Genomic DNA, 12,825 nt, shown 5'->3' on the forward strand with positions numbered 1-12,825 from the left:
CCTCCGTTGCCGTCCCGGGTGTGGATCGACCGGCCGCCGGCGGATCCCGAAGCCGACGAAACCGAGACCTCAGCACGGACACCGAACGCAGCTCGGCGTCTCAGCAGGTTCGACAGGTCCCGGCCCGGCGGCGCGCCGCGAACGCCTCGATCACCTCTCGAACAGATCTGCGCCGTCCACAGAACGGGGTCAGCCGCGGCATCGGCATGCGACGTCGGCCAACGGCCTGAAATTCTCCAAAAGACAGTGATACCGGAGTTTGACATATCTCATGATTTTCCCAAACGCTTGCCTTCGCCGCCGAGGCATGGTTCCCGTTTCAGGAATATATGATCCGAAACGGGGCGAGTGAAAATGTATTTCCGAGGTCAGAGGGTAGAGGAACAGTAAACCCGTTCGGAAGGAGAACGCCATGTCCGGACCAAGAGGCCCCTATTCGTACGGCGGCTCCACCAGCCCCCCGGCACCGCGGTCATCCGCGGACGACCGCGCCGAATGGGAGGGCAGAACCCGAGTCTTCCTGCAACCCATCGCCGCGCCGTCCATCCTCGGGCTGTTCGGGCTCGCCGGCGCGACGCTGATCGTCGGGGCCTGGCTGGCCCGATGGTACGGCACCGCGGCCACGCCGCTCATCATCTTCCCGTTCGTGATGGCCTTCGGCGGCCTCGCGCAACTCCTGGCCGGGATGTGGTCCTACCGGGCGCGCGACGGCCTGGCGACGGCGGTGCACGGGCTGTGGGGGACGTTCTGGCTGGCGTTCGGCCTGCTGTTCACCCTCGTCGCCCTGGGCGCCTTTCCCACCGCGCTCGTGCCGATCATCGGGATCGGCAACCCCGGCTTCGGGTTCTGGTTCCTGGTGCTGTGCCTGATCACCGGGCTGACGGCGATCGCGGCGTTCGCGGAGAACCTCGTCCTGGGCCTGCTGCTGACGGTCCTGGCCGCGGGAGCGGGTTTCAACGCCGCCGGATTCTTCGCCGGCTCGTCATGGGCGGTCATCGTCGGCGGCTGGCTGTTCGTCGCGGGTGCCTGCATCGCCCTCTACACGGCCACCGCGCTGATGTGCGAGTCCAGCTTCGGCCGGATGATACTGCCGACCGGCAGGTACAGCCACGAGGCCGACATCCCCGGGAGGCGGGCCATCCGGCCGCTGGAATACGTCCATGGGCAGCCGGGTGTGAAGATCGGGCAGTGAACTCCACCTGAGCGCAGCGCCGAGGGCGGACCACGTTCCTTCCCGGAGGGCCGGCCGATGCCGTGCCGAGGGACGGCCGGCCGGACCTGACCGGGGATCTCGGGGCTGCGTCCCCGGGCATCCCTTACGCGCAGGGCAGGAAGCGCCAGGATGAATGACTGGTAGCTCTACGCGCAACACCGCCTCCCGGCGGATGCGGCAACTGCTAGGGCGGCTCGCGGCCCAGGTGGGAGGTTCCGCCCGGCTTCAGGTGATCGCCATCCTGGCCTGCGTGCTCGCCCTGGACGCGGCGGACAAGGGCACCATCGGCGCAGTCGCTCCGGACCTCAGACGGGACCTCGGCATTGACGACACGGGGATCGGAGCCCTGGTCGCGGTCTCGTCCGGAGCCAGCGCACTGGCGGCGATCCCGGTGGGCTGGCTGACCGACCGGGTGAACCGCGTCCGGCTGCTGGCCGGGAGCATCCTGCTGTGGAGCATGGCCATGGCGATCAGCGCCCTGGCCGACTCCTTCCAGGTGCTGTTGTTCTCCCGGATGGCCATGGGGGCCGTCACCGCGACCACCGGACCGACGCTGGCCTCCCTGGTCGGAGACTACTTCCCGCTCTCCGAGCGAGGACGCATGTACGGTTTCATCCTCGCCGGGGAGATGCTGGGCTCGGGCCTCGGCTTGATCGTGCTCGGCGATCTGGCTTCCTGGACGTCCTGGCGCACCTCCCTCTGGGTTCTCGCGCTCATCGGGCTCGGGCTGCTCTACGTGGTGGCGCGCCGGCTTCCCGAACCGGAGCGCGGTGGTGGAAGCCGGACGCGCACGGCCGGGGAGCGGCACGAGCGCCGAGAGCACGACGGCGGCGAGGCGGGGACGGCGGGCGAGGAGCCTCCCCAGCGGAACGACCTGGTCTACGAGACGATCCGGCGGCGGGCGATCGAACCCCAGACCGCGCTGATCCTCAAGCACGATCCCGCCCGCATGTCCCTGCGGCAGGCGGTGGTCTACGTCCTGCGTGTCCCCACCAACCGGATCATGATCGTCGCCTCCGCCGTCGGCTACTTCTTCTTCTCGGGCCTGCGCACCTTCACCGTCGAGTTCGTCACCCGGCACTACGGACTGAGCAGGGTCGCGGTGAGCGGGCTGATCCCGATCATCGGCATCGGCGCCCTCGCCGGCGTGCTGAGCGCGGGGCCGCTGTCCGACCGGCTGACGGAACGCGGCCATCTCAGCGGCCGGGTGCGCATGCCCGCGGCCGCCTACATCGTCTCGGCCGCGCTGTTCCTTCCCGCGATAACGACCACGACCGTGGCGATGGCGATCCCCCTGTACACGGCGGCGGCGTTCTGCCTGGCCGCGACGAACCCCCCTCTGGACGCCGCCCGCCTGGATGTGATGCATTTCCGGCTCTGGGGACGCGCGGAAAGCGTCCGCACGTTCCTGCGCATGAGCTCCGAGGCGAGCGCCCCCGTGCTGTTCGGCGCGGTGACCGATGCGCTCGGCGGTGGCGCGGGCCGGGCCGATGGCCTGAAGTACACCTTCCTCATCATGCTGGTCCCGCTGGTCGCCAACGGACTCATCCTCTTCACCGCGGGACGAACCTACCCCCGGGACGTCGCGACCGCCATGGCCTCGGAGGCGCGCACGCGTACGGGTTAGACTGGGCGCAACGCGATGACGGAGACGAGTAGTCCCGGGATCACGCGGGTCAGAGAGCCGCCGGTAGCTGCGAAGGCGGTCCCGCGCCCCGGGGTGAAGACCCTCCCGAGTGCGGGGAGGAACGGCGATCCCGCCCAATGCCCCGCCGGCCGGCCCCCGTGATCGGGCCGCGATGAGGCCGCCGCCCAGGCGGCGGCGAAAGTGCGGTGGCACCGGGAGCACCCTTCTCCCCCGCACTCCCAAGGGATCCGCTCATATTCCACAAGGAGTGTGATGATCTCTTGTATCCTCGCCGCCGACCTGCCCGCGCACGTCGGCCGCACCGTACGGATCGCCAGCTGGCTGCACCGCCGCCGCGAGCTGAAATCCGTGTCGTTCCTGGTGGTCAGGGACCGTTCCGGCCTCGCCCAGGTCGTGCTGCGCGAGCCGGTCCACCTGGCCGAGGAGACCGTCGTCGAGGTCACCGGGACCGTCGCCGCCAGCCCGCAGGCCCCCGGCGGGGCCGAGCTGGCCGACCCGGTGATCGACGTGCTCTCCGCGCCGGTCGAGCCGCCTCCCTTCGACCTGTACCGGCCCGTCGTCTCCGGCACGCTGCCCACGGTCCTCGACCACGCGCCGGTGGCGCTGCGGCACCCTCGGCTGCGGGCGCCGTTCGAGATCGCCGCCGCCGGGGTCGCCGGATTCCGGGCCACCCTGGACGGGCTCGGGTTCGTCGAGACGTCGACCCCGAAGATCGTGGCCTCGGCCACGGAGTCGGGCGCCAACGTCTTCGGCATCGACTACTTCGGCCGGCCCGCCTTCCTGGCCCAGTCCCCGCAGTTCTTCAAGCAGGCCCTGGTCGGGGTGTTCGAGCGGGTCTACGAGGTCGGGCCGGTCTTCCGGGCCGAGCCGCACGACACCGCCCGGCACCTGGCGCAGTACACGAGCCTGGACGCCGAACTGGGCTTCGTCCGCGACCACCGCGACGTCATGGCGGTGCTCACCCGCGCGCTCGGCGGCATGCACGCGGCCGTCGCCGAACGCGCCGGGGCCGCCGTCGCCCTGCTGGGGATCGAGGTGCCGAAGGTCCCGGAGGAGATCCCGGCGATCGACTTCGCCGAGGCGCAGGAGCTCCTCGCCCGGCACACCGAGGAGGACCCGCGCGGCGAACCCGACCTGGCCCCCGCGCACGAGCGGTGGCTCGGCGAGTGGGCGCTGCGCGAGCACGGCTCGGAGTTCCTGTTCGTCACGGGCTACCCGATGGTCAAGCGGCCCTTCTACACCCACCCCGACCCGGCCGTGCCGGAGCGCTCACGCAGCTTCGACCTGCTCTTCCGGGGGCTGGAGCTGGTGACGGGCGGCCAGCGGCTGCACCTGCACGCCGACTACCTGGCCGCGCTCGCCGCCCGGGGCGAGGACCCGGCGGCGTACGAGGGGTACCTCGCGGCCTTCGCGCACGGCATGCCGCCGCACGGCGGCTTCGCCATCGGCCTGGAACGCTGGACCTCCCGCCTGACGGGCGCCGCCAACGTCCGCCAGACCACCCTCTTCCCGCGCGACCTGCACCGCCTCAACCCGTGACGTCGTGACCGGCCGACCCGCGCCCCGCGGGCCGGCCGGTCCACGCGGTCCGCTCGGTCCACGGCCGGAACCGTACGGCCCGGTCAGGACGACGGGGTGGTGGCGGTTCGAGGTCGCCGGTGGCGTTCCCTGCCGTACGGCCGGCCGCGGAGTGGGCGCCGCGGCAGGGTCAGCCGCGGGCTGAGGCGAAGGAGTAGTCGGTGTAGCCGTGCCCGCCGCCGCCGTAGTAGGTCGCGGGATCGGGGCGGTTCAGCGGCGCGCCGGTGCGCAGCCGTTCCACCAGGTCGGGATTGGCGAGGAAGGCCCGGCCGAAGGCGATGAGGTCGGCCCCGGCGGCGAGCCATCCCTCGGCGGCGGCCCGGCCGCCGTCGTCGGGGAACTCGCCCCCCGACCGCGGCGCCACCACCAGGGCGCCGGGCCAGGCAGCCCGGATCCGGGCGGCGAGCGGCGTGCCCGCCGCGACGCCCGCGAGGTGGAAATACGCCAGGCCGAGCGGGGCGAGGGCGGCGGCCAGCGCCGGGTAGACCAGTTCGAGGTCGTCCTCGGCGATGTCGTTGTGCGGGTCGCCCGGGGTGACGCGCAGCCCCACCCGGTCTCCGCCGACCGCCTCCGCCACGGCCGCGGCGAGTTCGACGGCGAAGCGGAGGCGGTCGCGCCCGTAGACGTCGCCGCGGTGGTTGGTGCCCGAGGCGAGGAACTGGTGGATCAGGTAGCCGTTGCCGCCGTGCAGCTCGACCCCGTCGAATCCGGCGTCGAGGGCCAGCCGGGCGGCGCGGGCGAAGTCGCCGATCGTCGCCCGCGTCTCGGCGGTGCTCAGCTCCCGGGGGACGGGCAGGTCCCGGTGCCCGCCGAGGGTGAAGATCCGCCCGGCGGCCCGTACCGGCGACGGCGCCACGGGCCGCAGCCCGTTGACGCTCTCGTGGCCGATGCGGCCGGCGTGCATGAGCTGGGCGAAGATCCGGCCGCCGGCCGCGTGCACCGCGTCGGTCACCGCCCGCCACGCCCTGACCTGCTCGGCGGTGTGCAGGCCCGGGGTCCCCGGGTGACCCTGTCCGGCCTGGCTCGGCTGGGCGCCCTCGGAGACGATCAGTCCCGCGGTGGCCCGCTGCGCGTAGTACACGGCCGTCTCCGCCGCGGGCACCCCGCGGTGGTCGGCGCGGCTGCGGGTCATCGGTGACATCACCAGCCGGTTGGGCAGGCGGAGCCGTCCCAGCCGCGCGGGCTCGAACAGGTCTGGCATGGCGCGTCCCTTCCGCGGGTCGTTCTCGGGGCCCACGCCGGCCGTGGGTCGTTCCCGGGCCGGCGCGTCGGCACGTCGGCTCAGGCCGGCACGTCGGCCGCGGCGGGCTCGCCCAGCGCCGCCCGGCAGGCGCCCAGCCGTTCCCGGCTGTCCTCGTCGCCGGTCGCGGCCAGCACGATCTCGTAGTCGGCGGCGGCCTCGGCGTAGCGGCCCGACTCCTGGTGGACGACGGCCCGGTTGAACCGCATCTCGGGCGTGCCGCCCAGCTCGACCGCCCGGTCCAGGTCGTGGGCGGCTCCGGCGAGGTCCCCGGCCGCGTAGGCGAGTTCGCCGCGCAGCGCCCACGCCTCGGCGAGCCGCTCGTCGCGGCCGATCGCGGCCGACAGCGCCTCGCGGGCCGCGTCGGGGTCGTCCCGCTCGGCGAGCAGCCGGCCCTTCAGGCACAGCAGGTGGGCGTTGTCCGGCGCGAGCTCCAGCCCCTCGGTGACGTCCCGCCAGGCGGCGTCGGTCTCCCCCAGGTCGCACAGCAGCCCGGCGCGGTTCACCCGGGCGTCGAGGTGGGCGGGGTCGAGTTCGAGGGTGTAGCCGAAGTCGGCCAGCGCCCCGCGCACGTCGCCGAGTTCGAGGCGGGCGTCGCCGAGGTTGTAGTACGCCTCGGGGAACGGCGGCGACAGGCGCAGCGCGCGCTCGTAGGCGGCGATGGCCTCCTCGTCGCGGCCGAGGCGCCGCAGGATGTTGCCGACGTTGAAGTGGTGCTCGGGGAAGTCGGGGTCGAGCTCGACGACCGCGAGGTAGTCGCTCAGCGACTCCTCCAGCCTGCCCATCATGCCGAGGACCTGCGCGCGGTTGTAGCGCAGCACCGCGCGGTGCAGGGCGTGCTCGCCGGGTTCCAGCTCCCGGTCCAGCCGGGCCATGCCGTCCTCCAGCATCCGCAGCGCCTCGTCCGCCCGCTTCTGGCGCACCTCGACCAGCGCGAGCCCGTTGTGGCCGAAGACCGAGTGGAAGGCCCGCTTCTTCGGGTCCTCCACCAGGGAGGCGATCGCGATGGACATGTTCATCCATATCCGCGCCCGCTGGTAGTCGCGCCGCGGCTCGGGGTAGTGCCGGGCGTACAGCATGGCGGTGCTGTAGGCCAGCTCCATGTGGACGATGGGGTCGGTGCTGACGGCCCGCGCCTCGTCGTAGATGGTCATCGCCTCGTCGGCCCGGCCGAGGGAGGCGAGCGTGGTGCTGGTGGCGTTGGTGAAGTGCCACCACAGCTCCTCCTGCGTCGACCGGTCCACCAGCGCCCTGCCGCGCAGTCCCAGGTCGGCGGCGGCCTGGTAGAGGCCGATGCCCCGGCAGTGGTCCATCGCCAGGCGCAGGGCGGCCAGCCCGGCGCCGGACGGGTCGGTGCCGTGCTCGGCGTGGTACGGGATCGCGCCCAGCGACAGGGAGAACTCGCCCCGGCCGGCCAGCGCCGCCGCCCGCTCGTCGTGCAGCCGCGCACGCTCGGCGGCGGGCAGCGCCTCGTAGGCGGCGAGCAGCAGCGGGTCGTCGTCGGTGCAGTCGCCCTCGACGTAGGCGCGCGCGGCGGCCGGCGCGTCCACGGCCCCGGCGTCCGGAGCGGCGGAGGTCAGGGCGGTGGCGGGAGCGTCCACCGGTACGGCGTGGCGCGCGAGGACGCGCGCCAGTGAGATCGTGACCTCGCCCGGCGGGTCGGGGACCGGCTCGGGCCCGGTGCCGACGACGACGGTCAGCCCGTCCAGGTCGCCGCGGCGCAGCAGCACGGCGACGAGCTCCTGGTCGGTCGGGTCGGCGTGGTGCACGTTCTCGAAGACGAGGGTGCGGGGCCCTCCGCCGAGTGCCGCCAGGTGGTCGCGCAGCAGCTCGGCCAGGCCGTTGGAGATGTTCAGGGTGTGCAGCCGGGAGTAGAAGCGGGTGCGCTCCCCCTTGCCGGCCTGCCACTCCAGCGAGGTCCACGCGGGCGGCACCAGGCGGGCCAGCTCCGGGGTGCTGGTCAGGATCTCGATGTTGTGCGCGGGCCCCAGCTCGGGCCAGCGCTCCAGCGCCTCCGGCGCGATCGCCCGCATCAGCGTGCCGGCCGCCGTGTACGGCCCGCGCAGCCGCCGGTGGGCGTCGAGCACCATCAGCACCGGCGGCAGGTCGAGTCCTTCCCGCAGCAGGTCGCGGTCGCGGCGCCGGGCGGCCCGGATCCAGTGGTGGTTACCCATGGTGCGTCCCTTTCAGGTGATGACGTGTTCGAGCCGCTGTCTCCGGTCGCGGTATCGCTCCCGGGCCGCCACCCAGGCGAGAACGACGAGCTGCGCGAGGATGAATCCGCAGAAGACGAGCGAGTCCAGCAGCTCCGGCCAGGACGCGCCGTGGCCGGTGAACCGGCCGAGGATCCCGGTGAACATCTGGTAGACGATCGGGGCGACCGCGACGAGGAACGTGGTCAGGCTCACCGTGTAGCCGGCGACGATCAGCCAGGAGTACCACCGGGCGACGCGCCGGTCCGTGGGGTGCCAGTCGGACTCCTCGACGAGCCGGTCGCGCCGGCCGAGCAGCCGGTTCACCCGGTTGGCCAGCATCTGCCGGGCCGTGGTGTGCAGGTCGACGCAGCCGAGCGCGGTGGAGACGAGGACGTAGAGGTCGGTGCGGAGGTACAGGGAGAACTGCCAGAGGATGCGGAGCAGTACGGCGAACGCGAACGCCAGGCAGAACCTCCCGGCGAAGGAGAGCGCGCCCCCCGGCTGCCTGGTGAGGTCGGCCGCGATCGTCAGGGCCGCCATCACGACCACGTCCGCCAGCATCCCGGCCACGATCGGCAGGTACCGTTTCCGCCGGGGCACCGCGACCAGCCCGTCCAGCGACGTCTCCAGCACGACGAAGTAGAACCTGCGGGAGATCCGCAGGCTGGAGCGCAGGCCCAGCCGCCGCCCGGCGAGCGCGTGGAAACTCTCGTGCAGCAGCAGCTGCGGGATGGCCACGACGAACAGCGCCGCCTGGATGACGGTGTAGTAGTCGGTGAAGAAGACGTTGCGGTAGCTCGGCACCAGGTCGGGCCGGCGCGCCATCGCGACCAGCGCCCATCCGACGACGGCCGCGTAGCAGGTCCAGGCGGGGACGGAGAAGAGGGCCGCGCCGAGCCGCCGCCAGCGAACCGGCCGGTCCGCGGTGTACGGCGCGCCGGGATCGTCGACCGCGCCGGGTTCACGGGCCTCGCCGGCCTCGCCGGTCTCGCCGGCCTCGCGGACGAATCCGAGCTCGCCGAGCGCCGCGACCAGGTCGTCGATGTCGGGGTCCTCGTGGTAGCGCTCGGCGTACCAGGCGGCCGCCTCGCGCGGCGGAAGTCCCTCCTGGAGCCTGCGCAGCAGTTCGGCGCCGTCCGCCGGGAAGATCGCGTAGGAGTCGGTGTCCGGTCTGCCGACCGTCACCTCCTCGCCGTCCTCCAGGTAGACCAGGTGGTGCAGCGGGAGCGGCCGGTCGGGGTCGTAACGGGTCGCCGGGCCGCCGGTCACGGCCTCTGCGTCGGTCAACGGGCAGCCCTCCCAGGTGGCGTCGCGTGAGGGTGGTGTGCGAGGTCGTGCGGTGGGCGGGGCAGCGGGGCGGTGTGTCCCGCGACGGGATTCCACGGTGGCGGGTCCCGTGCGGTGGGGTTCCGCGGCGTGGGGCGGAGCGCCGGGTGCGGGCGTGCCGTACCCGGCGCACCGCCGGGAGCCGACGTCAGCTCACGTTCTTGTAGATCGAGCAGGCGGCGGCGGTCAGGCGGACCGGGCCGGCCTTACGGATCTTGATCTTCTTCATCGTGCACCTCCTCCCGAGGTCCGAAGGTCGATGTCAACGATGGCCGCCGCCGCTGGAGCGGCGTCGCCGCGGCACTGAACCCGGCGCGGGCACGGGCGGGCGGCGCGGCCAGTGAACCGCCAGTGAACCGCCAGTGGACCCGGCGCGACCGGCCGTACGACGCGTCCGTACGGCGGAGCGGACCCGCGCCGTGCCGGCCGTACGGCAGGGCGGATCGCGCCGTACGGCGGAGCGGAAAGCACGGTGCCGGCCGCGTCGCCGGGGCCGGTGCCGTACGGCGCGGTCCTGGGGTGGAGCGGCCATCCGGCGACGGGAAAGAGGAGGAAGTGACAGCGGTGATGGCCGGGATTGGACACATCACAATCTCGCTTTACATTCCGTCAAAACATATGATTCTCCAGATTTCCGGCACTGACCGTGGGCTTTTTCAGGAGAGAAATGGCGGATATACGGTTCAGCCTGCTCGGTTCACTACGGGTATGGCGAGGAAATACCGAGGTCGCGATCAGCTCGGACAAACAACGGACCGTTCTCGCTCTGCTGCTGCTGAAGGCGGGGACGCCCGTCCACCGCCAGGAGATCATCGACGCCGTGTGGAGCGACGGCGCCCCGGACTCCGTGGTCAACCTCGTCCAGACCTACGTGGGGCGGCTGCGCCGCCGCGTCGATCCGTCCCACGTGGCCCGGTCCGGCGTCTCCTGGCTCGCCGGGCTGGGACCCGCGTACGCGATCCGGCTCGACCGGTGCGACACCGACCTGGTCCGCTTCCGGACGGCGGTGGCGCGGGCCGGGCGGGCCGGCTCCCCCAGGGAGACCCTGGAGCTGCTGCTGCGGGCACTGCAGCTCTGGCAGGGCCCCTGTCTGTCCGATCTCGGCCACGCGGTCCGGGGGCACCCCTGGGTCCGCGCGGCCGACCAGGAACGCGTGGACGGCCTGCTCGAGGCCGCCAAGCTCGCCCTCCAGCTCGGCCTGACCTGCGAGGTCATCCCGCAGTTGCGGGCCGTCGCCGCGGCCGAGCCGCTGAACGAGGCGGTGCACTCCTGGCTCGTGCTCGCCCTCGCGGGCGCCGGGGCGCAGGCCGAGGCGCTGTCCGAGTACGAGGCGACCCGCAGGAGGCTGGCGGACGAGCTCGGCATCGACCCCGGCCCGCAGCTACGCGCGGCGCACCTGCAGGTGCTGCGGCAGGAGACGGGCCCGTCCTCCTCCTACGAGCCCTACGAGTCCTACGACTCCTGCGAGTCATGCGAGTCCGCGCCCTCCGGTGGAACGTTCCGCCCGTCCCTCCTGCCTCCCGACGTCGCCGACTTCACCGGGCGGGAGAAGACGGTCGGCCGGCTCCGCGGCGCGCTGACCGCCCGCGGCACCGGGTCCGTCGCCGTGGGGCTCGTCACCGGGCAGGGCGGCGTCGGCAAGACCGCCACGGCCCTGCACGTGGCCCACCGGCTGGGCGAGGCGTTCCCGGACGGCCAGCTCTACGCCGACATGCACGGCTCCAGCGCGTGCCCCGCGGACCCGTCGCGGGTGCTGGCCCGGTTCCTGCGCGCCCTCGGCGTCCACGCCTCCGCCGTCCCCCAGGACCTGGAGGAACGGATCGACCTGTACCGCAGCCGGCTCGCCGGCCGCCGGATGCTCGTGGTGCTCGACGACGTCGCCGACCACGCGCAGGCCAGGCCGCTGTTACCCGGCTCGCCCACCTGCTCGGTCATCGTGACCAGCCGCTCCCGGCTGCCGGGCTGGCCGGGCGCCGCCCGCGTCGAGCTGGAGCCGCTGGAGCCGGGGGAGGCCGCGGACATGCTGGCGAACGTCCTCGGCCGCGAGCGCGTCGCCGCGGAGCCCGGGGCCGCCGCCGAGGTCACCCGGCTGTGCGGGTGTCTGCCGCTGGCGCTGCGCGCCGCCGGGACGCGGCTCGCCGGCCGTACGCACTGGACGCTCGCGCGGTTCGCCGAGCGGCTGGACCGCGACGGCCTCGACGAGCTCGCCCTCGGTGACCCGGACGTCAGGGGAGGCATCGCCGCCGACTACCACCGGCTGGACGAGGCGGCGCGGCGGGCCGTCCGCCTCCTCGGCGTCCTGGACCTCCCCTCCTTCGCCACGTGGACCATCGCGATGGTGCTGGAAACATCCCAGGAGGCGGCGGAGGAGCTCGCCGACTCCCTCGCCGACGCGCGCATGCTGGAGATCACCGAGCCGGACGCCGCCGGCCAGACCCGCTACCGGTTCCACGAGCTCGTCCGCCGCTACGCCCGCGAGCAGGCCGCGCAGGAGGAGAGCGGCACCGTCGTCGACGTGGTGATCACCCGCACCCTCGCGGCCTTCCTCACCCTGGCGCAGGAGGCCGACGAGCGCCTGCCGTCGGCCCGGTACACCCCGGTGCGGGGCAGGGCGCCGCGCTGGCCGCCTCCGGCGCGGGTCCGCGAGACGCTGCTCGCCGACCCCATCGCCTGGTTCGAGAGCGAGCGGGCCTCCCTGGTCGCCGCCGTGCTGCAGGCGTCGGCCCTCGGCCTGGACGAGCTGTGCTGGGAGCTGACCGCCGCGATGCTGAACGACGCGGCGCTGCGGTCCTCCTGGACCGGTGTGGAGCGAGCCCTCCGGGCCGCCCTGGCGGCCTGCCGCCGGTCCGGGGACCGGCTCGGCGAGACCGTGGCGCTGCGCGGGCTGGCCGAAGCGCGACTGGGACGCGAGCACCGCCTGGAAGGGGATGAGGCCCTGGTACCGGCCCGTGGCGGGACGGTTCGCTCGCCGGAGCCTGCGGAGAATGACCCGCCGATGGCACGATCTACCTATGCCTGACCCATCTGTCGTCACGACGGTGATATCGACGGTAGGCACGCTTCTGGGGGCTCTGGGAGGAGTGGCGCTGACCCAGGGGACCACCGCCCGGCGCGAGAGACGCCAGGCGGAGCGCGACCGGCGCGACCGGCGGCGTGACGAGCTCCGGCAGGCGTGCGCGAACCTGTCCGAGTCGGCCGCTCAGCTCAGGATGACGATCGAGATCGCGGCCCAGCGTCACTGGCGGGACATGGACGTCAGGCTCGGCGCCGTCCAGGAGCACGCGACGGCCACGGGTCTGCACGCCGCGCAGGTGTCTCTGACGGCTCCCGAGGAGGTGGCGTCCGCCGCGCTGGCCCTGGCCGAGTCGGCCGGCCGGAGCGCCGCCGCCGCGGTGAAGTCCATCGACCTGGCCTTCCAGGACGGCGTCTGCCTGGGCGGCCAGATGAGGAGTGCCCCGGACCTGCGCGACCTCGACGCCCGTCTCGCCGCCTTCCAGCTCGCCGCCAGGCGCGAGGTGACCGGCGGCCCGGAGGCGGGGAGCACGCCGGACCCCGGCACGGGACGCCGCCGGGACGGGGAGGTGACGCGCCGCACGGAGTGAGGGCGGCACGGAGTGATCGCCGT

General features: G+C 73.4%; 8 protein-coding genes. 5 read left to right on the forward strand and 3 right to left on the reverse strand.

What is annotated here, in order from left to right; translation table 11 throughout:
* Positions 1–412 precede the first annotated feature (412 nt).
* From HDA43_RS14130 to aspS, 3 genes are all read left to right on the forward strand, one after another.
* Positions 413–1,192: an acetate uptake transporter family protein gene (locus tag HDA43_RS14130; RefSeq protein WP_179820736.1), complete on the forward strand. Its 780-nt coding sequence runs from the start codon at positions 413–415 to the stop codon at positions 1,190–1,192.
* A gap of 154 nt (positions 1,193–1,346) precedes the next feature.
* Positions 1,347–2,840: an MFS transporter gene (locus HDA43_RS14135; RefSeq protein WP_179820739.1), complete on the forward strand. Its 1,494-nt coding sequence runs from the start codon at positions 1,347–1,349 to the stop codon at positions 2,838–2,840.
* Positions 2,841–3,113: 273 nt separating this feature from the next.
* On the forward strand, positions 3,114–4,400 hold the full coding sequence (aspS, locus tag HDA43_RS14140; protein WP_179820741.1) for an aspartate--tRNA(Asn) ligase: 1,287 nt from the start codon (positions 3,114–3,116) through the stop codon (positions 4,398–4,400).
* Positions 4,401–4,569: 169 nt separating this feature from the next.
* Here the strand turns inward: aspS and HDA43_RS14145 are convergent, their stop codons facing one another.
* The 3 genes from HDA43_RS14145 to HDA43_RS14155 all read right to left on the reverse strand — a co-directional run bounded on the left by HDA43_RS14145 (position 4,570) and on the right by HDA43_RS14155 (position 9,161).
* Positions 4,570–5,640: an oxidoreductase gene (locus HDA43_RS14145; protein ID WP_179820744.1), complete on the reverse strand. Its 1,071-nt coding sequence runs from the start codon at positions 5,638–5,640 to the stop codon at positions 4,570–4,572.
* An 80-nt stretch (positions 5,641–5,720) separates the two neighbouring features.
* Positions 5,721–7,853 (reverse strand): tetratricopeptide repeat protein, encoded by a 2,133-nt coding sequence (locus HDA43_RS14150; protein ID WP_179820746.1) that lies wholly within the window; start codon positions 7,851–7,853, stop codon positions 5,721–5,723.
* Between the two features lie 12 nt (positions 7,854–7,865).
* A complete protein-coding gene (locus tag HDA43_RS14155) occupies positions 7,866–9,161 on the reverse strand; it encodes a hypothetical protein (protein ID WP_218911723.1) in 1,296 nt (431 codons plus the stop codon).
* A gap of 706 nt (positions 9,162–9,867) precedes the next feature.
* Between HDA43_RS14155 and HDA43_RS14160 the strand changes: the two genes are divergently transcribed.
* Complete coding sequence (locus HDA43_RS14160; protein WP_179820749.1) at positions 9,868–12,219, forward strand: AfsR/SARP family transcriptional regulator; 2,352 nt, start codon at positions 9,868–9,870, stop codon at positions 12,217–12,219.
* Positions 12,212–12,802 (forward strand): hypothetical protein, encoded by a 591-nt coding sequence (locus HDA43_RS14165; RefSeq protein WP_179820752.1) that lies wholly within the window; start codon positions 12,212–12,214, stop codon positions 12,800–12,802. The genes HDA43_RS14160 and HDA43_RS14165 overlap by 8 nt, the downstream gene beginning before the upstream one ends.
* Positions 12,803–12,825: the final 23 nt, after the last annotated feature.

The sequence above is a fragment of the Streptosporangium sandarakinum genome (genome assembly GCF_013409935.1).
Classification (GTDB): Bacteria; Actinomycetota; Actinomycetes; order Streptosporangiales; family Streptosporangiaceae; genus Streptosporangium; species Streptosporangium nondiastaticum.